The sequence below is a fragment of the Elusimicrobiota bacterium genome (genome assembly GCA_026388095.1).
Lineage (GTDB): Bacteria > Elusimicrobiota > Elusimicrobia > UBA1565 > UBA9628 > UBA9628.
In genome coordinates this window covers 70,990-92,889 of the sequence record JAPLKL010000014.1, presented here as the reverse complement: position 1 = coordinate 92,889, position 21,900 = coordinate 70,990, and the positions used below count along the sequence as shown (strand labels likewise).

Annotated in this window: 17 protein-coding genes and 1 tRNA gene; 4 read left to right on the top strand and 14 right to left on the bottom strand. The window is 66.8% G+C overall.

What is annotated here, in order from left to right; translation table 11 throughout:
• Nucleotides 1-36: 36 nt before the first annotated feature.
• From NTY77_03795 to NTY77_03780, 4 genes are all read right to left on the bottom strand, one after another.
• On the bottom strand, nt 37-3,051 hold the full coding sequence (locus NTY77_03795) for an ATP-binding cassette domain-containing protein (protein MCX5794602.1): 3,015 nt from the start codon (nt 3,049-3,051) through the stop codon (nt 37-39).
• Between the two features lie 111 nt (nt 3,052-3,162).
• A complete protein-coding gene (locus NTY77_03790) occupies nt 3,163-3,999 on the bottom strand; it encodes a hypothetical protein (protein MCX5794601.1) in 837 nt (278 codons plus the stop codon).
• A gap of 145 nt (nt 4,000-4,144) precedes the next feature.
• Entirely contained in the window at nt 4,145-4,297 is a 153-nt protein-coding gene (locus tag NTY77_03785) for a hypothetical protein (GenBank protein ID MCX5794600.1), read from the bottom strand.
• A gap of 80 nt (nt 4,298-4,377) precedes the next feature.
• Nucleotides 4,378-4,454 (bottom strand) — tRNA-Met (locus NTY77_03780).
• Between the two features lie 121 nt (nt 4,455-4,575).
• On the opposite strand from NTY77_03780, the gene NTY77_03775 reads away from it, so the two are divergent.
• Entirely contained in the window at nt 4,576-5,049 is a 474-nt protein-coding gene (locus NTY77_03775) for a hypothetical protein (protein MCX5794599.1), read from the top strand.
• Nucleotides 5,050-5,063: 14 nt separating this feature from the next.
• On the opposite strand, the gene moeB is transcribed toward NTY77_03775, so the two are convergent.
• Entirely contained in the window at nt 5,064-6,188 is a 1,125-nt protein-coding gene (moeB, locus tag NTY77_03770) for a molybdopterin-synthase adenylyltransferase MoeB (GenBank protein ID MCX5794598.1), read from the bottom strand.
• A gap of 37 nt (nt 6,189-6,225) precedes the next feature.
• On the opposite strand from moeB, the gene NTY77_03765 reads away from it, so the two are divergent.
• Entirely contained in the window at nt 6,226-6,468 is a 243-nt protein-coding gene (locus tag NTY77_03765; protein ID MCX5794597.1) for a hypothetical protein, read from the top strand.
• Here the strand turns inward: NTY77_03765 and NTY77_03760 are convergent.
• The 3 genes from NTY77_03760 to NTY77_03750 are packed head-to-tail and all read right to left on the bottom strand — an operon-like array spanning nt 6,465 to nt 12,809.
• Entirely contained in the window at nt 6,465-10,412 is a 3,948-nt protein-coding gene (locus NTY77_03760) for an amino acid adenylation domain-containing protein (GenBank protein ID MCX5794596.1), read from the bottom strand. The two genes, NTY77_03765 and NTY77_03760, sit on opposite strands and share 4 nt — an antisense overlap.
• A 2-nt stretch (nt 10,413-10,414) precedes the next feature.
• A complete protein-coding gene (locus NTY77_03755; GenBank protein ID MCX5794595.1) occupies nt 10,415-12,304 on the bottom strand; it encodes a TIM44-like domain-containing protein in 1,890 nt (629 codons plus the stop codon).
• A 34-nt stretch (nt 12,305-12,338) separates the two neighbouring features.
• Nucleotides 12,339-12,809: a DUF421 domain-containing protein gene (locus NTY77_03750; protein MCX5794594.1), complete on the bottom strand. Its 471-nt coding sequence runs from the start codon at nt 12,807-12,809 to the stop codon at nt 12,339-12,341.
• Nucleotides 12,810-12,918: 109 nt separating this feature from the next.
• Here NTY77_03750 and fabF point away from each other — a divergent pair, with 109 nt between their 5' ends.
• Nucleotides 12,919-14,163 carry a beta-ketoacyl-ACP synthase II gene (gene fabF, locus NTY77_03745; GenBank protein ID MCX5794593.1) on the top strand — a complete coding sequence of 415 codons (1,245 nt, stop codon included), beginning with the start codon at nt 12,919-12,921 and terminating at the stop codon, nt 14,161-14,163.
• A 94-nt stretch (nt 14,164-14,257) separates the two neighbouring features.
• Here fabF and NTY77_03740 read toward each other — a convergent pair whose 3' ends face one another.
• Nucleotides 14,258-14,860: a superoxide dismutase gene (locus NTY77_03740; protein ID MCX5794592.1), complete on the bottom strand. Its 603-nt coding sequence runs from the start codon at nt 14,858-14,860 to the stop codon at nt 14,258-14,260.
• A gap of 151 nt (nt 14,861-15,011) precedes the next feature.
• Between NTY77_03740 and NTY77_03735 the strand changes: the two genes are divergently transcribed.
• On the top strand, nt 15,012-16,601 hold the full coding sequence (locus NTY77_03735) for an ATP-binding protein (protein MCX5794591.1): 1,590 nt from the start codon (nt 15,012-15,014) through the stop codon (nt 16,599-16,601).
• Nucleotides 16,602-16,608: 7 nt separating this feature from the next.
• Here NTY77_03735 and NTY77_03730 read toward each other — a convergent pair whose 3' ends face one another.
• From NTY77_03730 to argF, 5 genes are all read right to left on the bottom strand, one after another.
• Nucleotides 16,609-17,583, bottom strand: coding sequence for an AI-2E family transporter (locus NTY77_03730; GenBank protein MCX5794590.1), 975 nt, complete (start codon nt 17,581-17,583; stop codon nt 16,609-16,611).
• Nucleotides 17,580-18,542, bottom strand: coding sequence for a HAMP domain-containing sensor histidine kinase (locus tag NTY77_03725; GenBank protein ID MCX5794589.1), 963 nt, complete (start codon nt 18,540-18,542; stop codon nt 17,580-17,582). The genes NTY77_03730 and NTY77_03725 overlap by 4 nt, the downstream gene beginning before the upstream one ends.
• A gap of 135 nt (nt 18,543-18,677) precedes the next feature.
• Nucleotides 18,678-20,072, bottom strand: a complete 1,395-nt coding sequence (locus NTY77_03720; GenBank protein ID MCX5794588.1) for a cation diffusion facilitator family transporter — start codon at nt 20,070-20,072, stop codon at nt 18,678-18,680.
• Nucleotides 20,073-20,076: 4 nt separating this feature from the next.
• Nucleotides 20,077-20,922 (bottom strand): hypothetical protein, encoded by an 846-nt coding sequence (locus tag NTY77_03715; protein MCX5794587.1) that lies wholly within the window; start codon nt 20,920-20,922, stop codon nt 20,077-20,079.
• A 12-nt stretch (nt 20,923-20,934) separates the two neighbouring features.
• Complete coding sequence (gene argF, locus NTY77_03710) at nt 20,935-21,885, bottom strand: ornithine carbamoyltransferase (protein MCX5794586.1); 951 nt, start codon at nt 21,883-21,885, stop codon at nt 20,935-20,937.
• Between the last annotated feature and the right edge of the window lie 15 nt (nt 21,886-21,900).

Genomic DNA, 21,900 nt, shown 5'->3' with positions numbered 1-21,900 from the left:
GCGTCCGCCGCCACGCTCAGCGGAGGGGGCCTGCGGTCAGCGCGAGCCGTCCAAGGCCCGCTTGAGCAGCTGGAGATGCAGGGCCAGCGCGCAGAACGCCGTCATGGCCCAGATGACCAGGAGGTCGAAAACGTAGGCGCCCAGGGGCAGCCCGCCCAGCCGTTTCTCCGAGGCCAGGAAGACCGAACGCCCCCAGCGGGACCGGGCGGGCTGGTAGATGGGGTCGGACAGCTGCACCAGGCGCTCGCCCGAGACGCGCAGGGCGTCGAGCTCGGCGCGGTTGTGGACGAGGTCCGCGACGCTCGCGTTGGAGTTCCTCCTCTTCAGCTCGGTCAGACCCCGCTCGCCGTATTGCGCCAGGAGTTCGGCGGCGGCCTTCTGCCGCTGCGCAGCGGCCGCGGCCTGGCGCTCGTTGAAATAGGCGGCGGCCTTCTGCAGATAGGCTCTGAGCTCCTCCGCCCTCGGCAGCGTCATGGTCTTCTCCGAGAACCGCCCGTCATCCCAGCCCAGCCGCAGCCCCGTGAGCTCCTCCAGGCCGCGGATCTCGTTGCGCACGATCGCGGCGTAGCGGGCCCGCGTCTTCTCCTTGTCCGGCAGATCCGTCTTGAGGAAGAGGAAATCCAGCTTGGCCTGGATCTCGGGGATGAGCTCGTCTACGGCGTAGCCGCAGCGGCTGAGCTCCCGTTCGGGGGCGTCCAGGCGGCTCTGATAGCGGTTGGACAGGTATTGCTCCGTGACCAGGGCCTCCAGTCCCCACCGCGAAGCCATCAACTCGCCCACGAACGGGACGTAGTTGTCCCCGGCGTCGGCGGACTTCAAGTCATCGAAGCGGATGACCAGCCCGCACAGGAGGATCTGAGGGATCAGCAGCAGGGGGATCAGGATGTAGATCGTCACGGCGGTCTTGAAGGACGCGGAGAGGTTGAGCCCCAAGACGCAGGCGAACATCGCGCAGGAGAACAGGACCCCGAACATCTTGATGGTCAGGTCCGGGATCTGGAGGAGCGCGGCGCCCACCAGGACGTAGCTGAGCATCTGCAGGCCGCAGACGCCGGCCAGATAGAGGCATTTGGACGACCAGTAGCTCAGCCAACTCAGGCGCAGGAAGCCCTCGCGCTTGAGCGCCGTCCGGTCCCGCACGATCTCCTCCGCGCTGACGCTCAGGCCCAGGAACAGGGCCACGATGACGCTCATGAAGAAGAAGATGGGGAGATATTTCCCGGTCCCGAAGCTGTAAGGGCCGTAGTGGGACAGCCTGGCGATGCCCGCCACGATCAGGCCCAGGAGCGGCGCTTCCAGCAAATTGATGGCCAGGTACTGCCGGTTGGAGAGCTTGGCCAGGACGTTGCGCTTGAGGAAGATGCGCAACTGGGCCCAGAGGCCGGGCTTGTGCAGGGACGGGGCCGGCGCCGCGAGGCTCTCCGGAGCGGCCGGCTGCGGCCGCGCGCGCTCCTGCTCCAGATAGAGGTCATGCCAGAACCTCGAGGAGTACCGGCGCTCGCGGGTGAAGCGCCCGGCCGCGTCGATGCGCTTGGTCTCGATGATGCTGAAGACCTGTCCCGGGGACACGATCCCGCAGCTCGGACACCCGCTCTGCTCGGCCCCGGCCAAGTCGATCGCGGCCCTGAAATAGCGGACCGCCTCGACGGGGTTGCCCGCGTAGACGGGATAGCCGCCCTGGTCGAGGATCCACAGGTCGTCGAACATCTTGAAGATGTTCGAGGAGGGCTGATGGATGATGACGATCACGAGCTTGCCCATCGCGGCCTGGGACCGGAGCAGGGTCATCACGTTCTCGGAATCCGTGGACGAGAGCCCCGAGGTGGGCTCGTCCAAGAAAAGGATCTCCGGGCCTCGGATCAGCTCCAGCGCGATGTTGAGGCGCTTGCGCTGCCCGCCGCTGATGACCTTGTCCACGGGGCTGCCGACCTTGAGGTCCTGGATCTCCTGCGCGTTGAGCTGGGCCAGGATCCTGTCCACGCGCTCCCGCAACTGCCCCGCGCTCAAGTGGGCCAAGCACAGCTGCGCGCTGAAAGACAAGTTCTGGCGCACGGTGAGGTCGTCGAAGAGCAGATCGTCCTGGGGCACGTAGCCGATGACCCCCTCCAGCTTCTCCGGCTCCCGGTAGAGGTCTATGCCGTTGACCGTGACCGTGCCGGAGCCGGGCGGCAGCGTGCCGTTGAGGATGGAGAGCAGCGTGGACTTGCCCACGCCGCTGCCCCCCATGACCCCGATGAGGCTCCCGGAGCGGGCCGCGAAGCTGAAATCGTGCAGGCCCGCATCGCTGCGCGGGAAGCGGTAGTTCAGGCGCGTGCCCTGGAAGAGGATGGGCGCCTGCTGCGCCGGCCGGTCGCTGAAAGCCCCTTCGATCTCGGCGAAGTAGACGACGTTGGAGTAGATATCCCGGATGAGGCTGCCCGACTCGAGGCACTGGACGCTGCGCGATATGACGGGATTATCGTCGAGGGTCACGCCCTCGGTGAGCGCCGACATGAAGAAGGAATCGATCTCGGAGATCCGCAGCACCACGAAGCGCGCCTGGAAATGCGCCTTGACCAGGCGCCGGCAAGAAGCCGCCCCGGGAGCCGACGAGGAGACGACCAGGAAATTCCCGCCCAGCTTGCCGAGCTCGTCAAGCTCGTCGAGCTCGAAGACGAAACGGTAGATGTCCTCCAGGACGGCCTCGGGAATGGAGAACGACCGCGCGGCCAGGTCCATCAGCGCCCGCGACTGCGCGCTATCGGCCTCCAATATCAGGATCAGTTCCGTGACCCGCAGCATGACGATGTACTGCTCGGAGCGGGACAGCCTGGCGCCGAGGTTCCGGCACAGCTCCTTGATGTTCCCTCCCAGGATCTCGAATATCTGGGGGCCATCGTACCGATCGAGCAAGCTGTCGAAAAGGTCCAGATAGACTTCGGGCTTGGAGAGTCCCAGATGGGCCCTGAGATACTTCTCAACGACATCCCGGGCCTGCGCCCGCCGCTCCTGGTTCAGCGCGGAGAATATCGCGAAGAAATGCAGTATGCCGTTGAGGATTATCTCGTACATCGTCTTTGGGCGGGGAGCCGGAATCCTTCGGGCAAGAGCGGGCGCGTAGGCCTGGGCGGCCGGCGCCCCAGGCCGAGGCTGCGGCCCCGGCCTGGGCGCCGCTCCCGGGCCTTACTTCATCATTTCGGTCCGGGCCTTGGTCACGATGGCCCTGATCTCGTCGACGGTCTGCTGGGTGACCTGCGCGGGGTTCTTCAGCTTGCCGGCGACCTCCTGCAAGACCAGCAGGCGCTCGTCGCGTCCCACCAGCTGCGCGAGGGTCGGCTCGTTCTTGAAGACGTCGAGGATGCCGATGAAGGTCCGGGTCGTGTCGCTCTGTTGCGATAGGAACCCGAGGAATTTCGGGTCGTAGTTCTTCTGGGCGGCGATCTCTCCCGTCAGATACAGCATCTCGATCCACCATCCGTAAGACGCGTCGACGGCCAGCTGGAGCCCTCCCGGCCGGCCGAGGATGTCGGACCAGGATTTCACGATGAGCCGGTCGAGGTCCTTGAAGATCTTCTTGGACTCGGGGCCGTTGAAATCCTTGACGGCCTTCTGATATTGCTTGACGACCTTCTTGTCGTTGAACCCGAGCTCCGTCAAGAGGCCGTCCATGTCCTGCGCGTACCTCAGGCTGTCCTTGTTCTTGTCGAAGACCATGGCGTAGGACATGTCGACCAGATAGACCCCGACCATCTGGCGGCGCTTGTCGGAGTCCTGATAGCGCGAGACCTGGTCCGCGGGCGCCGTGAGCTCCCCGAAATAAGAGGCCCCGGCCTTCTTGAGCTGATCCAGGAACAGATGCTTCTCCGGGCTTTCCTTCGCCATCGCCGCCAAGGCCTTGCGCAGGTCGTTCCTGATCTCTTTCCTGACTTCCGTCTGCACGGCGGCAGCGGGGGTCGCGATCCCCGTCAGAACGGACATCCCCAGTATGGAAACGGCAGCGGCTTGAGTCCAGAGCTTCATCGCACAGACCTCCGATCCGAGTTGTGGGCTGCGGGACCCCGGACATCCGACTCCCGCCGCCATTTGCGAAGATGGCGACGCCTCATAGGACAAGGTAGCGCAAAAGCACGCAGGGAGTCAACGGCTGCGCGGGATTCCGACTGCCCTAATTGGCAGTGGGGCGTATGTGCTCGGCGCAATGCTCCTTGAACTTCGCATGGGCCACGCGGACGTCGGCGGTCTTGAGGGTGCGCTCCCAACCGCAGAGGCACTTCAGCTTCTTCTTCTCGGAATGAAACTCGAAGAGGTGCATCTTCATGTGGTTCTCCCCAGAAACACGAAACCCCCTTTCGGGGGTCAAGGTCCTGACATTTCTCGTTACAGGTTCGAAACTGAAATTGGTTGCGGGGGCTGGATTTGAACCAGCGACCTCAAGGTTATGAGCCTTGCGAGCTACCGGGCTGCTCTACCCCGCAGAAATATGATAGCACACGGGGCTTGCGGAGTCAATAGCACCGAAAACTTAAGAATATCCTTGGAAAATTGCGGCTTTGCCATAGCGTCGGAAAACCGCTAGAATCCAGGAAGCCCAGCTCTATGGATACCAGACAGGAGGCGCAGATTGCCGAGGCCTTGGCGGCCATGAAGGAAGCCGAGCAGGCGGTGGCGGATTTCTACACGGCCTGCGCCAAGTTCTGCCCTGGGAACGGGGATCTCTGGCTGGACCTGGCCCAGCAGGAGCAGCGCCACGCGCGGATCGCGGCCAGGATGGGGGAGATCTTCGCGTCCCGGCCGGAGGACTTTCAGCCCGGCCGGCCTTTCAACGCCGTGGCCATCCGGACCTTCATCAAAGGGGTCAAGTGCAGCCAGGAGCGCGCCCTCAAGGGGGAGCTCCAGCAACGGCAATTGATCGGCGTGGCTCGGGACATCGAGAGCTCCATCATAGAGAGCCGCTTCAGCGGGATCGTCCAGACCGAGGACCAGGAGTTCCTGGAGCTGATGCGGCAGCTCCTCGACGAGACCGCCGACCATCACGACATGCTCGACGAGCTGCCCAAAGACCGGCCCTAAGACCCCCGGCCGCGCTAGTACTTGGGCACCGACGGGTCGATGCGCTCGGACCAGGCCGCGATTCCGCCCGCCACGTTAAGGACGCCGGAGAAGCCCTTCTCGCGCAGCAGCCGGACAGCCTGGGCGGAGCGGTTGCCGCTGCGGCAAAGCACCAGGACGGGCCGGCCGCGGTAGGCGTCGATCTCGCTGAGGCGGCTGGGCAGCTCTCCCAGAGGGATGAGCTGGGAGCCCGGGATGCTCGCCAGGGCGCGCTCTCCCGGCTCGCGCACGTCCAGCAGCAGGAAGTCGTCCCGGCGCTCCAGCCTGGCCTTGAGCTCCTCGACCGAGACCTCGGGGACCCTGCAGGAGTCTTCGTAGTCCGCCAGCGCCCGGATGGAGGGCTTCTCGCCGCAGAGCGGGCAGCGCGGGTCCTTGCGCACGATGATGCTCTGCCACTCCAAGGCCAGAGCGTCGAAGACCACGAGCTTGCCGATGGCCGGCTCGCCCGCGCCCAGGATGAGCTTCATGACCTCCACGGCCTGCAAGGAGCCCATCACCCCGGGCAGGGCGCCCAGCACCCCGCCCGCGGCGCAGTCCGGCACCGTGCCGGGCGCGGGCGGCTGGGGGAAGAGACAGCGGTAGCAGGGACCCTTGCGAGCGTCGAAGACGGAGAGGCGGCCCTCGAAGCGGAACACCGCCGCGTGCACGTTGGGCTTGCCGGCCAGGACGCAGGCATCGTTGACCAGATAACGGGTCGGGAAATTGTCCGTGCCGTCGGCCACCACGTCGTAGCCCCTGATGATGTCCAGAGCGTTGCGCGAAGTCAGGCGCTCGTCGTGGCGGAGAATGGCCACGCCGGGGTTGAGGGCCTTTAGCCGGGCCTCGGCCTCGGCCAGCTTGGAACGGCCCACGGAGGCGCCTGAGTACAGGACCTGGCGCTGCAGGTTGGCCAGTTCCACCTCGTCGTGGTCCGCCAGGCCGATGGTCCCCACTCCGGCCGCGGTCAGGTACAGGCTCAAGGGCGCGCCCAAGCCGCCCACACCCACCACCAGCACGCGCGCGGCCTTGAGCTTCTTCTGTCCCTCGACGCCGAGCTCGGGCAGCACGATCTGCCGGCCGTAGCGGCGCAACTCGTCGGGGCTGAGGCCGGGGAGTTCCATTTCTGAAAACATATCATACCATTGCTATACTGTAGGCATGGCTCCCGGCTGGACGGCCGCGGCAATCGGCGCGACGGCTCTGCTCTTGAACGTGCCTCTGGGCTATCTGCGCTCCCGGAGCCGCACTTGGTCCGTGCCCTGGTTCATCTACGTCCACTTCTCAGTCCCCTTGATCATCCTCCTGCGCATCGATAACCATGTCAGCCTCTGGGCCATACCCGCGTTCATCGCCTGCGCGGTCTGCGGCCAGCTGCTGGGCGGCCGCTCCTCGGGAGCCTAGAGGCCGCTCTGGAGGGGGGAGCCGGCCCAGCGCGAGCCGGCGCGCAGGCGTTCGCCTTTCATCAGCAGAGAGAGGTCTCCCACCTTCACGTCGTCCTCGATGGCGCTGTCGTAGAGGACCACCGTGTTGCTGCCGATTGAGACGCGCGAGCCGATCTCGACCTTGCCCAGCTTCATGACCCGGTCCTCGAAGAGGTGGGTCTGGATGGTGCAGTCCTCGTTGAGCGCCACGTCGTCGCCGAGGGCGACGAGGTCGAACTCCGTGAAGTCCGTGGTCAGCAGGCAGGCGCGCCGGCCGACGGTCATGCCCAGGAGCCGGTAGTACCAGGGCAAAAACACCGTGCCCTCCAGCTGGCTGACGAAGAACTCGTTGGTGAAGTTCTCGCAGAAACCGGTCATGAGCTCCGTGCGCCAGACGAAGGGGCTCCAGAGCGGCTGCTCGTCCGGAACGTGGCGGCCCACGATCGCGTGCTTCATGAGCGCGGTGAGCAGCATCGCGACGACCCCGAAGGCCATATAGACGGCGGGGAACGCCAGGACGGTCGGCACGGGCCCATGCAGGTCCTCCATCTGGACGGCGAAGGATAGCATCAAAGTGGTGAAGACCACGAAGGCCGTGGCGGGGAGGATCACCCGGAAGAACTCGATGCCCAGGCGCTGGGCATAGAGCTTCCGGGTGGGATGGTAGGTCCTCTCCTCGGCGAACTGCTTGGCGGGCTTCTGGCGCTGGGGGAGGTTGACGGCCGGAGATCCCAGCCAGGAGGTCCCGTCCGGAGTGTCCTCCCCGGGCGGGATGGACTGGCAGCCCAGCAGGCAGTTGCTGCCCAGCCGCGAGCCCACCGGCACGAAAGCGCTGTTGCCGATGAAGGTCCGCGTTCCCACTTCGGTCTTCCGCAGGATGATCTCCCCGCCGACGACCTTGGCCGGGCCCAGCCCCGCGCCGTCGGCAATGAAGCTCCCCGCGCCGATGTGCAGGAGGTCGGGCAGGATGAAGGAGGCCGTGGAGATCTCGGCGTCCGCGCCGACGTTTGCGCCCAAAGCGCGGTACCAGGGATTGAGGTAGAGCGTGGCGTAGAGCGTCTGCAGGAGCTCCCGGCTGTTCTCCATGAGCTTGTCCAGGACCCATTTGCGCATGTAGAAGAAACTCTTGATCCGGTAGACGCCTTCCTTCAGCCGCCCCAGGATGAGCCATTTCAAGGCCAGGATCTGCAGGGCCGAGAGCGCGACGAAGACGACCGCGACCAAGGGCGCCAGCAGAAGGTAGGCGTAGTGCTCGGTCCTGAGGTCCATGTGATACATCAGCATGATGCCCGGGAAGATGGGCAGCAACCCCAGAGCGGGCAGGAGGAAGAAGCTCGCCACGTAAAAGGCCGCGGCCAACGCGTCCGGGACGCTCCCCTGGCCGGCCGCCGGCGAGGCCCCGGGGGCGGGCGGTTTCTCGCCTGGGACGGCAGGGGAGCCTGACCAGTACTGCCCGGGGCCGACCCGCGCCCCGCTGCGGATGCAGCTGAGGTCGCCTATGGCCGTGCCGGCTCCGATCATCGTGTCCGGGCCCACCACGGAGCGCGCGCCCACCGAGACGCCCGCGCCGATCTCGACGCGGCGGAGCTTGAGGAGGCCGTCTTCCAGGCTGTAGGTCGAGATGTTGGCCTCCGCGTTGATGCTGGCCTGGTCGCCGATGGCCAGCAGGTCGAGCCCGGAGACGAGGTAGGAATCGATGTACGCGTCTTTCCCTACCTTCGAACCGAGCAGCCTGAGGTAGCGCGCCATCAGCGGCGTGCCGGCCAGGAAATGCAGGGGCACCGCGGCCAGCAGGCGCTGGACCATGAGCCATCTGAGATAATAGGCCCCCCAGATGGGGTAGTCGCCTTCCCGCACGCGGCCCAGAATGAGCCACTTGGCGCCGATGCCCAGCAGCAGCATGAGGGGGTAGACGAAGCACAGGCTCAGGAAGGCGATGAGCAAAGATTCCCAGTAAGGCCGCTCATAGGCCCTCATAAAGCTGTAGGCCATGAAGGGCGTGATCCATTGCAGGGCGAAGAAGCCGTTGCTGAAATAGAGCATGACGGCTTGGGCTGCGGCGCTCAGGCGGTACTGCCACATCGGCAGGCTGCGGAAGGCGGCGGGGGCGGCTGCGGGCCGTGCCGCCGGCTGGCGCTCCAGATAGAGGCCCAGTTCCCGGATGGAGGGATTGGCATAGAGGTCGCTGAGCGCGAGCCCCGCGAAGCGCTGTTCCCGCCTCATCTCCGAGACGAATCGCGCGGCCAGCAGGGAATGGCCCCCGAGGTCCGTGAAGAAATTGTCCGTCTCCAAGATCTGCTCGTTCTCGAAGAGCCGGGACCAGGCCTCGTATACGGCGTTCTTGAGCGGCGAGCCGAAGTCCGGCCTGCGGCCGGCGACGACCTTCCGTTTGGGCGGGGGGAACGACTTGCGGTCCACCTTGCCGCTGGCCAAAGTCGGGAACTCGCGGAGGGGCTCGACGAAGAGGGGGACGCTGTAGGGCGGCAGGCGCCGCTTGAGGCCCGCGAGCGCCTCGCCCTCGTCGAAGGCCGCCCCGGCCGCGAGCTCCACGTAGGCGCCCAGAACGCTGCCGCCCGGGCTCTCCTGCACCAGCGCGGCCGCGTTGCGGACCCCGGGAAGCTCGCGCAGCAATGATTCGATCTCGGCGAGCTCCACGCGGTAGCCGCGGATCTTGACTTGGGTGTCGACACGGCCGAGGAACTCGATGTCTCCGTCCGCGTTGATGCGGGCCAGGTCGCCGGTGCGGTAGAGGACCGGGCTGGCATCGCCGGTGAGCGCCTGGTGCGGGTTGCCGATGAACTTGGCGGCCGTAAGCTCCTCACGGTTGAGGTAGCCCTTGGCCACTCCGGGGCCCCCGATGAGGAGCTCGCCTTCCCGGCCCCGCTCCACGATCCCGCCCCGCTGGTCGCAGATGTAGGCCGTGTAGTTGGCCAGGGGCCGCCCGATGGTGACGGGGGCCCCCGGCCGGCACAGGGCGAGCGTGGCGACCACGGTCGTCTCCGTGGGTCCGTAGGTGTTGTAGACGCGCCGCTCGGGCGAGAGCCAGGGCCGGACCAGCTCCGCGGGCAGGGCTTCGCCGCCGAGGATGAGCAGGCGCACGCAGGCCGCCGGCTCCGGGAGCAAGGCCAGCAAGGTGGGCACGGTCGAGAACACGGTGATTCCCAGCTCGCAGAGGCGGCGGCCCAGGTCCGGCCCCGAGTGCATGACGGCCGCGGTGCCCGCCACCAAGGCCGCGCCCGCGCTCCAGGCCGCCCACATCTCCTCCACCGAGGCGTCGAAGGCCGCGGAGAAGCCCTGCAGCACCCGGTCCTCGGCGCGGACCTGATAGACCTTGGCCTCGGCCCGCGCCAGATGGGAAGCGCTGCCGTGGGACACGGCCACGCCCTTGGGGTTGCCCGTGGTGCCGGAGGTGTAGATGACGTAGGCCTCGTCTTGCGGCCCGCCAGCGCAGGGCAGGGACGAGGGACTCTGACCTGCGATCTCGTGGCGCGCCTCGTTCCAGTACAGTTTCGGACAGGCCACCTTCCCGGCCACGGGCAAGAACTCCAGGCTCGTGACCAGCAGAACGGCGCCGCAGTCCGCGGCGATGAAGCGCGCCCGCTCCGGCGGATAGGAGGGGTCGAGCGGGACATAGGCCGCGCCGGCCTTGAGGATGCCCAGCAGGGCCGTGTAGAGCTCCGGGGACTTGTTGAGCAGGAGGCAGACCCGGTCTCCGGCAACGACTCCCCGGGCGCGCAGTTGGCGCGCGAACTGGTTGGAGGCGGCGTCGAGCTCCTCATAGGAGAGCCTGCGGCCCTCGCATTCCAGGGCCGTCCGCTGGCCGTGGCGCCGCGCGCTGTCCGCGAAGATTTGGTGGAGCAGGCCGTCGGCGGCCAGCGCGGGGTCGGGATTGTCCAGGAACGAGAAAACCGCCGGTGCCGGCATGGTCAGCGGGCGGCCAGGGCCTTCTTGGCTTCCCGATACATCGCGGCGCGCTGCTCCGCGATGTCGGCGCGCACATCCTCCAGGCTCAAGCCGTGGCTGCCCGCGAAGGAGTTGATGAGCTTGAGCTCAGCGTCGGCGATGGAGCCGTCGGCCAGGCTCATGCGGATGAGCCCGCGCAGAACGGCCCGGACCTGGGCCGGGTCCTTGGGTTCGGGGACGTGCAGGGTCCCGGCGTTGGCCGCGGCGATGACCCGGTCGGCCACCTCCGGGGGAATCGCCCGCGACTTGGCGTAGGACTGCAGGTAGGCCATCTCCTGGTCGGCGACCCGGCCGTCCGCGGTGATGGTCGAGACCAGCACGGCCAGGGCGTCGGCCGGGGCCAGGGCTGCTCCCCAGTCGGGATCCGCCGCAGCCGCCGGCGCCGGGGCCGCGCCGCTTTCGGGCCAGGATGGTCTCTGCCAGAGGCCTGCCGGCACCATCTCCAGCAGGACCCAGTTGCGGCTGCCGTCGTTGAAGGCGTGCGCGCAGTAGGCGCACGCCGCCGCTTCCCGGCTCTCGGCCGGCGCGCCGCAGGCCGGGCAGCGTGCGGAGACCAGGCCGGAGCGCTCGTCGGTCTGGACGCCCTTGCGGCGGCCCAGGATGAGGACATGCTGGAGCACGGAGCCTTCGGCGGACCATTTGACCCCGACATGCGCCCGGTCGAAGTCCCCGCCCGGCTCCACGGCCAGGACCGTGACCCTCCCGACCGCCGCGTCCTCGTGGCGGACGGGCTTGGCCCGGATTTGCTCGGCCAGCTCCGCGCAGAACCGGTCGCAGGCCACGCTGCGCATGAGCCCGGCGTCGGAGCGCCGCAGGGCGTACTGCCAGCGCCAAAACACCACGGAGGCGCGGTCCTCCAGGAACTGGGTGTTGAGGCCGGGGTCGTCGGCGCTCAGCAGCCCCCAGCCCGGCACCTCGCGGCCCGCCTCGCGCACCGACCATTCGCAGGCCTGGGTGATCTCGGCGAGCACCCAGTCGTACTGGCCGGAGTTGACCCAGGACTTGCAGGAGGAGCACAGGGCCGCGTCCTTGATCTCCAGGGCCGAGCCGCAGTTGGGGCACTGCCCCTCGATGAGGCCCGGCTTGTCCAAAGTCTTGGCGCCCGGCCGCCGCAGGAAGGACCAGACCTCGGTGAACTCTTCCGCCTCCGCGTCGCCGGCCGCCACCGAACCGTCTTGGAGCGAGACCTCCACATCCACGGCCGAAGCGCGCAGGCTGACGTGCAAGGTGTCGAACTGGGGGTCGGACTCGACCTCCAGCAGGCGTGCCTCGCGGACCGATAGGCCGTCCATGCGGTCGTGCTTGCCTTCGGCCTTCTGCATCGCCAGTTGGATGCTGAAGCGCTCCATGACCCCGTCCGAGATGAAGGCGCGCGCCGGGGCCATGTCCAGGCCGCACCAAGCCCCTTGGATCTTAAGGAAGGCGGCCTGGGCCCGGGCCAGGAACTCCTCCGGGCTGAAGCCCGGGTCGCGCGCGCGCAGGCCGGCGAGCTTGGACTGCAGGCGGGAGTCCGCCTGGGCCTCGATGCCCCGGCCTATCGTGACCGAGACGTAGCGGTCGTTGCCCGCGGTATAGAGGCGGAAGATGACATACACGATGGCGAGGGTGAGGGGGATGCCGATGAGGGGATGGGCTTCGGCCCATCTGACGTAGGCCGTGAGCAGGTCGAAGAGGAAATCGCCCCCGCCGGAGCGGTAGTGGCCGCCGCTGTAGGAACTGCCGCCGGAATAGCTGTGCCCGCCGGAATAACTCGATCCACCGGAGAAGCTGTGGCCTCCGGAATAGTGCCCGCCCCCGCCGGCCCGTCCGAAGGCGAGCGATTCCAGCAGGAGCAGCAGGGAGGCCAGGGGCATGTGTTTTTTTATACCAATTTTGGGGCCTGCCGCCTCACTTGGCCATGACGCTGATCTTGCCGTTGTCCTCCAGGACCGCGAAGCGCACGCGCAGGGGGTCGGCCACGCCGTTCTCGCGCAGGGCCGCCATGAGCTCGTCGACGGTGATGCGCTGGCCGTCCAGGCTGCGGCGCAGGATGCGGCCGTCGTGGATGAGCAGGACGGGCTCGCCTTCGATGAGGCGGCGGGCCTTCTTGCTGCGGAAGGCGGCCTCGGCCATGAGCCAGTTGAGCCCTACGATGGCCACCGCGCCAATGATGCCGCCGCCCAGCGAGTTGTCCGGGCCGATGACCGCGTTCTGCACCACGTTGGCCAGGACCAGCAGGACCACCAGGTCGAAGGGGGTCATCTGCGCCACCTGGCGCTTGCCGGTCAGGCGGATGATGAGGTAGAGGACGATGTAGATGACGAACGAGCGCAGGAGCTTCTCGGCCAGCGATATGTCGGGGATGAAGAGATGCCACATGGTTCCTCCTGAGAAAGGGGTGCCGTAATGATAGCATGGTGGGCGACCGGGAGGTATTTTGGTATCATCTCCTGACCGCCGTCATCCTGATCTTGGAGGAAACAACATCTTGAAACGCAGAGTGGTCGTGACCGGCATCGGCCTGGTGACTCCCGTCGGCATCGGAACGGACCCGACCTGGGCTGCGCTCCTGGAGTGCCAGAGCGGCGTGGGCCTCATCACCAAGTTCGACACCACCCAATTTTCCACGAAGATCGCGGCCGAGCTCAAAGGCTTCGACCCGTTGGTCTGGATCGAGAAGAAGGAAGTCAAGAAGATGGACCCCTTCATCCAGTACGCGATCGCGGCCGCCGACTTCGCGGTCAAGTCTTCCGGCCTGGTCATCAACGGAGAGAACGGCCCCCGCGTGGGCGTCAATATCGGCTCCGGCATCGGCGGCTTCTCCACCATCGAGAACCAGCATACCGAGCTCATGCAGGGCGGCCCGCGCAAGATATCGCCGTTCTTCATCCCTTCCTGCATCATCAACCTGGCCGCCGGGCAGGTCTCCATCCGCCACGGCGCCAAGGGCCCCAACACCGCGACCTGCACGGCGTGTTCCTCGGGCGCGCACGCCATCGGCGACTCCTTCCGCATCATCCAGAACGGCTACGCGGACGCCATGATCTGCGGGGCGGCTGAGGCCGCCATCACGCCGCTGGCCGTGGGGGGCTTCGGCAACATGCGGGCACTCTCGCGGCGCAACGAGGAGCCCCAGCGCGCCAGCCGGCCGTTCGACCAGTCGCGCGACGGCTTCGTCATGGGCGAGGGGTCGGGCATCCTGATCATCGAGGAGCTCGAGCAGGCCAAAGCGCGCGGCGCCAAGATCATCGCGGAGCTGGCCGGCTATGGCATGTCCGGCGACGCCTACCACATCACCTCGCCTTCCGAGGACGGCGATGGCGGCTGCCGCGTCATGCAGAACGCCATCAGCGACGCGGGCATCAAGCCCGAGCAGGTGGGCTACATCAACGCCCACGGGACCTCGACTCCCTTCAACGACAAGCTGGAGACCATGGCCATCAAGAAGGTCTTCGGCGCTCACGCCAAGAGCGGGTTGCTGGTCAGCTCCACCAAGTCCATGACCGGGCACCTGCTGGGCGCGGCCGGCTCGGTGGAAGCCGGCCTCTCGGCATTGGTGGTCTTGCACGGGAAGGTCCCTCCCACCATCAACTACGAGAACCCGGACCCGGAGTGCGACCTCGACTACGTGCCCAACAAGGTCCGCGAGACCGCGGTCGAGTACGCCATGTCGAATTCCTTCGGGTTCGGCGGGACGAACGCCTGCCTGCTGTTCAAGCGCTACAACGGATAGCTGCCTGCCGTAGAATGGACTCCCGAGCCGCGCAGCGGCTCGGGAGTCGACTTCCGGGCCCTACGGGCCCGGAAGTCCATTGGACGGCAAGCTGCTAGCCGTTCTTAACCGAGGCGGCCTCGAGATTCTTCTCAGCGAACTCCCAGTTCGCGATCTTCCAGAAGCTCTCCACGTACTTGGCCCGCGCGTTGCGGTAGTCGATGTAGTAGGCGTGCTCCCAGACGTCGCAGGTCAGCAGCGGGGTGCAGCCGTAGGTCAGAGGCGTGCCCGCGTTTGCCGTGGTCTCCACGGAGAGCTTGCCCTCCTTGAGGACCAGCCAGGCCCAGCCGGAGCCGAAATGGCCGACGGCCTTGGCCGTGAACTCCTCCTGGAGCTTGGCCAATGAGCCGTAGGCCTTGGCCACGGCCTCGGCCAGCCTGCCCTTGGGCTCGCCGCCTCCCTGCGGCCTGAGGCTGTTCCAGTAGAAGGTGTGGTTCCAGACCTGGGCCGCGTTGTTGAAGAGCGGCCCCTGCGGCGCCTTGCGGACCACGTCTTCCAGGGCGGTCTCCTTCTCCAGGGGATTTCCAGCCAGGAATTTGTTGAGGTTGTCCACGTAGGTCTTGTGGTGCTTGCCGTAGTGGAAATCGATGGTCTCGGCTGAGATGTGCGGGGTCAGGGCGTCCTTGGCGTAGGGCAGTTCGGGCAGTAGGTAGGTCATTCGGCCTCCTTGGGCTGGGTGGGTCTCCGGATCCTTGCTTCAGGAGAACATTTTACGCCCTGGTTGTCAAAGGCCCGTCAAACCGGCCGGGCCCGGGGGATTTGACACAAAGTTGACCGCGCGAGGGTACAATGAGGCAGCGGGAGGTTTCATGAAGGGGGGCGCTGCGGCGCGCTACGCGAAGTTCTTCGATTTGTCGCTGGACTTGCTCTGCATCGCGGGGTTCGACGGCTATCTCAAGGAGCTCAACCCGGCCTGGGAGGAGACTTTGGGCCACGCCCGCCAGGATCTCCTGGCGACCCCCTACATAGAGTACGTTCATCCCGAGGACCGGGAAGCCACGATGGCCGCGGCGCGCAAACTGGCGGACGGCGAGGCCGCCCTGTCCTTTAAGAGCCGCTGGCGCTGCCGGGACGGCTCCTACCGGTGGCTCATGTGGGAAGCCCGGTCGGCGCCGGGAGAGAAGCTCATCTACGCCGCGGGCCGGGACATCACCGAGCACCAGCGCCTCGACGACGCCCTGCGCGAGGCCCTCCAGCGCAACGCCGCCAGCCTGGACATGGAGAAGGCCGCGCGGGCCGAAGCCGAGGAGGCCAACCAGGCGCGGGACCGGTTCCTGGCTTTGGTCTCTCACGAGCTGCGCACGCCCCTGACCGCGGTCCTGGGGTGGACTTGGCTGCTGCGCTCCGGGGAGATGAACTCCGGCCAACGCGACTACGCCCTCAAGGTGATCGCGCGCAACATGGAGTCGGAACGGCAGATCATCGAGGAACTCCTCGACATCTCCGGCCTCATGCGCCGCAAGCTGGCCCTCAAGAAGCAGATCGTGGACCTGGCCGGCGCGGTCTCGGACGCGGTGGCCCACTTCCTGTCCCCGGCCCAGGCCAAGAACCAGCGCTTGGTCTGCCAGCCCGCGGCCGGTCTTTGGGTGGAGGGCGACCCGCTGCGGCTGAGCCAGGTCTTCTGGAACCTCATCGCCAACGCGCTCAAGTTCACCCCGGCCGGGGGCAAGGTGACGGTGCTCATGCGCCGGGAAGGCGAGCGCGCCGTGGTGACCGTGGAGGACACGGGCCCGGGCATCTGCCCCGAGTTCTATCCCCATCTTTTCGACGTGTTCCGCCAGCACGAGGAGACCTTCACGCGCGAGCACCGGGGCCTGGGCCTGGGTCTGACCATCGTCAAGCGCCTGCTCGACCTGCACGGCGGCTCCGTCACCGTGGACCCGCCGACGCCCGGGAAGGGAGCGAGGCTGACCGTGGTCCTGCCCCTGGCCGCGCCGCCGCCGGGCGCGCGCCCAGCCGCGGCGCCGGCGCGCGGAGCGGAGACCGAGGATGAGCCGCTGCAGCTTCTCAAGGGGGTGAGCATCCTGGTGGTGGAGGACGACGATGACACGCGCCAGATGCTCACCGCGGTGCTGACGCACGGCGGGGCCGAAGCCCGCGGCGCGGCCTCCGCCTTGGAAGGCTTCGCGGCCTTCAATCAGGCGCGGCCGGACGTGGTCATCTCGGACATCGCCATGGCCGACGAGGACGGCTATGCCTTCATCCGCCGCATCCGGGCCCTGCGGCCCCAGGAGGGGGGGCTGGTCCCGGCCGCGGCCGTGACCGCCTACGCCACGGCGGAGGACCGGGCCCGGGCCCTGACCGCGGGCTACCAGATATTCCTGCCCAAGCCGGTTGACCCGGAGGAGCTCTTCACGGTGGTGCGCCTCCTGGCGCACGCCGCCAAGGCCCGGTACTGAGCCGGCCTCAGCCCCCGGCGGCAATCTCCTGCATGTCGACCCGGACGTAGTGCAGGACTGCCGGGGCCAGGATGATGCCGGGCACACCCAGGAGGGCCTCCCCCATGAGGATGCCCAACAAGGTCTGCCACATGGGGGCCTGGATGGTCGAACCGACGATCCGGCTGTTCAGGAAGTATTCCCCTTTGTGGACGAGGACCAGGAATGCGAGGGCCAGGGCCGCGTGGCGCAGAGAAATGGCCAGCGCGGCCCCGATGATGATCGTGTTGCTCAAGAGGTTGCCGACGATGGGCAATATCCCGAGTACGAAGGTGATCGGCACCAGGAAGGCCGCATGCGGGAAATCCAGGACGACGAGGAAGACGGCCGTGAAGCAGGTGTTGATGGCGGAGATGACGACTTGCGCCTTGAGGATGAGCTCGAAGCTCCGCACGAAACTCGCGATCCTCTCTTTGAACTCTAGGCCCCAGGCGTCGTAGAGGCTCTCCCGGTCCCCGTTCCCCTCGGAGTTCATGAAACAGAAGACCGCGATGAGCAGGGCCATGAGGATACGGAACACCTTCTTGGTGAGCAAGCCGGTGCCGCGGGTGAGGGCGTGGGCGTTCTCGAAGAGGGACTTGACCGCCGACTGGTGCAGTTCCTCCGTGGTGTCGAACGGGAGCTCTATGCCGTAGCGCAGGGACAGCTCGCTGATGCGGGGCAGGGCCCGGTCCAGGATGTCGGGGATGGAGGTGAGGCTCTCGCGCAGCAGGCGTCCGGACAGCCAGGTCATCACGGCGGCGGCGGCGAGGAAGGCCAGCAAAGACAGCCAGCGCGACCGGACCGGGCCCGTGCGCGCCGCCAACCGGCGGTGGACGACGTCGAGCATGGTGTAGGCGAAGAAGCCGGCCACCACGGCCGGCCCGAGCCGGAAGGCCACGACCAGCAGGGCCAGGACCGCGAAGAGCAGCCAGGAGACGGCGCGGGGCGCGGGTGTCTTCATGGCTCCGACTCGAGGGGGAGGTAGAAGAAGAACCGTGAGCCCTTTCCTGATTCGCTCTCGACCTCCAGATGGGAGCCATGCCGTTCGACGAGCTCCTTGATGAGCCTCAGGCCTAATCCAAAGCCCTTGGCGACCTTCTGACCCTCATCCGTACGGAAGCCGTTGAATACCTTCTCCCGATCCTGGGCGGAGATCCCGATGCCCGTATCCTGGACCGAGAACAAGGCTCGCGGCGGCGGCCCCTCGTCCCGAGCGATCCGGACGGTGATGGTGCCCGCATTCGTGTACTTGATGGCGTTGGTCATGAGGTTGCTCACGATGATCGAGAGCGCCTCGGGATCGGCTTTTACGGAAACCGGGGCCGCAGGGAAGTCCATCTCAAGTTTCAGCTTCTTGGCTTTGATGAGCGGCTGCATGAACCTCAGCGTCTCGGAAGCCACGGAGCCCATGGGAGTGGCGCGCAGGTCAAGCTGGAGCTGCCCGGATTCGAGACGATTGAGGCTTAGGAAGTTCCGGGTCGTAAGTCTCAAATGTTCGATGGCTCTCTCGATCATCTCATAAGAGTCCGCTCGGGATTCCGGCACAGGGGCCAGCTCCGATTGCTGAAGCAGGAACGTCGCCAACTTCAAGTGGGTCAGCATATTGCCGTATTCGTGGCTGACGAGGCCCATCATGCTCGATTTGAGGCGGGAGATCTCCTCTGCCTGTCGCCGAGATGATTCCTCTATGGCGAAGTTCTTGCGCAGGGTGGTGAGCAGGTAGGCGAATATGAGAAAGAAGGCCAGCCGGGTCAGCGCGGTGAAGCCTTCGATCCAGAAATGAGAGTAGACCCTCCCCTCGACGAATTCGGCTGAGTACCAAGCGATGGTGGCGACCACAGGCATGCCAAGGGTCCATCTGCCCCCGACCCGCCAGACCACCAGGCCGATCGGGATGATGCAGAAGAAAGAAGTGCTCATCTCCAGGCCGGTGGCATACTCAAAAACCCAAAGCAGCCCCACCAATGCGAAGCCCACCAGGAGTGCAGTTGACCGGGACAGCCGCTCGACGTATCGTTGTATCAATCCAGTGTTGAGTCGTTCCTGGGATAAGGGCTAGGGCGCCTCGGGCGGCTCGGCGTGGATGACCACGCGGCCCAGCTCCGGGACCGCGGCGCGCAGGTGCTTCTCCAGGCGCACGGTGAAGTCGTGGGCTTCCTTGATCGCGGTCTGCGGGGCCATGATGCAGTGCAGGGAGAGGGAGAGCTCCTCGCCCGAGACGCTCACCTTGAGCTCGTGGGGGATGAAGGGGGACTTTTCGGATGCCGCGAAGCGCTCCAGGCTGGCGACCACTCGCTTCTCCCCTTCCGGGTCGGGCTGGCTGAGACGGCACTCGCCGGCCGGCTCGATGTGGGTGACCACGGATGAGAGCCGCGGCACGCGGCCGCGCAGGTCGGCTTCGAAGCGGCTGGCCAGCGCGTGGGCCTGGTCGAGGGAAAGGTCGTCGCGGACCTCGAGGTGGAGCTCCATGCCGAGCTGGCCGTCCTCTTCGATGACGCGGATGCCGTGGGCTCCCAGGCCGTGGCGCGCGGCCAGGACCCGGGCCATGGTGAGGGGACCGTCGTCATCGGCGCTGGGCTCCACGTGCACCAGCACGTCCGCGCCGGGCAGGGCGGCGCGCACCGCCGCCTCGGAGCGGTCCGCGGTCTCGTGGGCGCGCTCCAGGGGCGTGTCGTGGCTCACGGTGATGATGACGTCCGCGAAGACCGCGGGGCCGCTGCGGCGCACGCGCACCTGGCGGACCTGGGAGACGCCCTCCACCCGGGCCGCGGCCGACACCTTGTCATGCAGCTCCTTGGGGGTGGCGTCGAGCAGGTCGTCGACGGACTTCTTGCCCAACTGCCAGCAGACCCACAGGACGATGAGGGCCACCCCCATAGCCGCCACCGCGTCCGCCTTGGCCAGGACGGGCAGGCCGAGGCGCTGGGCCGCGAGCACGCCGGCCAGGCCCACGATGACCACCCAGGAAGACCAGACGTCCGTGGAGAAATGCAGGGCGTCGGCTTCCAGGGCCTGGCTGGAGTGCTTGACCGCGGCGCGCTTGAGGGCCCGGGAGCTCACGGTGTTGACCACGAGGGAGAGTCCGATGACCAAAAACGACCAGACGTTGACCTCCACGCGCGCGTCCAGGAAGAAGAGTCGCTCCAGGGCCTCCCAGACGATCCAGACGGTGGTGAGCAGCAGCAGCAGCGTCTCGAAGAGCGCGGAGAGGTTCTCGACCTTGCCGTGTCCGTAGGCATGGTCCTCGTCCGCGGGCCGGCCCGAGACCGAGACGGCCCAGAAGGTCATGCCCGCGGCCAGGAGGTCGAGGCCGGAATGGGCGGCTTCGGAGAGTATGCCCAGGCTGTTGGTCCAGAGCCCGACCGCGAGCTTGGTCGCGGTGAGCAGGATGGCGGCGCTCACCGAGAGGAAGGCTACGGCGCGCTTCTCGCGCTCGGCTTCGGATCTCATCCGCTCAGAGCTGGTCGTCGTTGCTGGTGATGGGCTTCTTCGGCTTGGGCTTCTCGGCCGGTTGGACAGGCTCCGGCGCCGGCTCGGCGGCCGGGCCCTCGGACGGAGCGGTCTGCGCCGGGGCTTCGGCCTGGGCTGGCGCCGCGGCCTCTTCCGGGGCCGGAACCGGCGCGGCCTTGCGGGCCGGGCGCGAGGTCTTGTCGCGCGCCAGCTTCTCGAACAGCGTCCGGTCCGCGATCATGGCCTGCACCAGCTGGGCCACGAGGCCGCTGGCCGCGGTGGGGGGGCCTTCTTTGTAGGAACGACCCTCGCTGAAGAGCTTCCAGGAAGCGGTCAGGTCCAGGGTCTGGGAATACTCCTTGACCCATTTGCCGTGCGTGTCATCCACCGTGACGCGGCCTGTGGCGCCGTAGTGGTCGTCGTATTCGATGAAGCACACCGGCAGGAAGAGCAGGAACCCAGTCAGGAAGGCCTTGGGGCCCTTGGCCGGGTCGGCGTTGAATGAACGCGTGAAGCTCGCGTTGAAGACCAGGTCCGCGTTCTGCAGGGATTCCATGGTGTGCGGCATGGGATAGCGCACATCCTCGAAGAGATGCGATCCGCGTATGCCGTCGGCTAGGAGCCGGCCGAAGTCTACCTGGCTCTGGTTGGCCACATACATGGCCGCAAAGCCGCTCGCGTCCATTTGCGGGTTGGTGTTCTCCACCACCAGCCCCACCTTGAGCGGGACCGGTTCGCCGGCAGAGCGGGGCAGGACCGGGACCTCGGGCTGGTAGCGCAGGCCGGCGCAGCCGGTCAAGCCCAGGAATGCCGCAGCAGCGAAACCGGGAAGGAGCCGAGAGGTCTTCAAGGGCCCTCCCTCCTATCTCGCCATCAGGCTGACCAGGATGGCCTTCTGCGCGTGCAGCCGGTTCTCCGCCTCGTCGAAGACCACGGAGTTCGGGCTGTCCACCACCTCGTCGGTCACCTCCTCGCCGCGGTGCGCGGGCAGGCAGTGCATGAACAAGGTGTCCTTCTTGCCGGTCTTGGCCATGAGCCCGGCGTTGATCTGATAATCCTTGAACAGGCGCACGCGGTCCGCGTGCTCCTTCTCCTGGCCCATGCTGGCCCAGACGTCCGTGTAGACGACGTCGGCGCCCTTCACCGCGGCGGTGTCATCTGTGACCAGGATGCGCGCGCCCGACTCTCTCCCGTCCACGATGCACTGGTCCACCACGGACTTCTGCGGCTCGTAGCCTTTGGGGCAGACGATGGTCACGTTGACGCCCAGCTTGGCGCCGCCGAAGAGCAGGCTGTGCGCCACGTTGTTGCCGTCGCCCACGTAGGCTAAGGTCAGGCCCCTGAGCCGTCCTTTGTGCTCCAGGACGGTCAGGTAGTCGGCCACGGCTTGGCAGGGGTGCGAGTAGTCGGAGAGCCCGTTGATGACCGGGACGCTGGCGTACTTGGCGAGCGTGGTGATGTCGGAGTGGGCGAAGACGCGGGCCATGATCCCGTCGCAGTAGCGCGAGAGCACCTGGGCGGTGTCCGCGATGGTCTCACCGCGGCCCAACTGCATGTCGTTGCCGGAAAGGTAGAGCCCGCCGCCGCCCAGCTGGCGCATGGCGATCTCGAAGGAGACCCGCGTGCGGGTGGAGGACTTCTGGAAGATCATGGCCAGGTTCTTGCCGGCGAGGATGTGGTGGGCCTTGCCCGACTTCTGCTCCGCCTTGAGCTTGAGCGCCAGGTCGAACCAGGCTTCCAGCTCGGCCTTGGTCACGTCGGAGAGGCTGGCGAGGTCCTTGCGGGTCTTGGTCATATGCTTGCTCTTGGTCATGGAATTCCTCCGATG

Excerpts from the sequence above, each read along its gene's own strand:
- NTY77_03735 (MCX5794591.1), top strand. The coding sequence starts at position 15,012 with ATGAAGGGGGGCGCTGCGGCGCGCTACGCGAAGTTCTTCGATTTGTCG.
- NTY77_03740 (MCX5794592.1), bottom strand. The coding sequence starts at position 14,860 with ATGACCTACCTACTGCCCGAACTGCCCTACGCCAAGGACGCCCTGACC.
- NTY77_03795 (MCX5794602.1), bottom strand. The coding sequence starts at position 3,051 with ATGTACGAGATAATCCTCAACGGCATACTGCATTTCTTCGCGATATTC.
- NTY77_03790 (MCX5794601.1), bottom strand. The coding sequence starts at position 3,999 with ATGAAGCTCTGGACTCAAGCCGCTGCCGTTTCCATACTGGGGATGTCC.
- moeB (MCX5794598.1), bottom strand. The coding sequence starts at position 6,188 with ATGGAACTCCCCGGCCTCAGCCCCGACGAGTTGCGCCGCTACGGCCGG.
- NTY77_03720 (MCX5794588.1), bottom strand. The coding sequence starts at position 20,072 with ATGAGATCCGAAGCCGAGCGCGAGAAGCGCGCCGTAGCCTTCCTCTCG.
- NTY77_03775 (MCX5794599.1), top strand. The coding sequence starts at position 4,576 with ATGGATACCAGACAGGAGGCGCAGATTGCCGAGGCCTTGGCGGCCATG.
- NTY77_03785 (MCX5794600.1), bottom strand. The coding sequence starts at position 4,297 with ATGAAGATGCACCTCTTCGAGTTTCATTCCGAGAAGAAGAAGCTGAAG.
- NTY77_03725 (MCX5794589.1), bottom strand. The coding sequence starts at position 18,542 with ATGAGCACTTCTTTCTTCTGCATCATCCCGATCGGCCTGGTGGTCTGG.
- NTY77_03750 (MCX5794594.1), bottom strand. The coding sequence starts at position 12,809 with ATGTGGCATCTCTTCATCCCCGACATATCGCTGGCCGAGAAGCTCCTG.
- argF (MCX5794586.1), bottom strand. The coding sequence starts at position 21,885 with ATGACCAAGAGCAAGCATATGACCAAGACCCGCAAGGACCTCGCCAGC.
- NTY77_03755 (MCX5794595.1), bottom strand. The coding sequence starts at position 12,304 with ATGCCCCTGGCCTCCCTGCTGCTCCTGCTGGAATCGCTCGCCTTCGGA.
- NTY77_03760 (MCX5794596.1), bottom strand. The coding sequence starts at position 10,412 with ATGCCGGCACCGGCGGTTTTCTCGTTCCTGGACAATCCCGACCCCGCG.
- NTY77_03765 (MCX5794597.1), top strand. The coding sequence starts at position 6,226 with ATGGCTCCCGGCTGGACGGCCGCGGCAATCGGCGCGACGGCTCTGCTC.
- NTY77_03730 (MCX5794590.1), bottom strand. The coding sequence starts at position 17,583 with ATGAAGACACCCGCGCCCCGCGCCGTCTCCTGGCTGCTCTTCGCGGTC.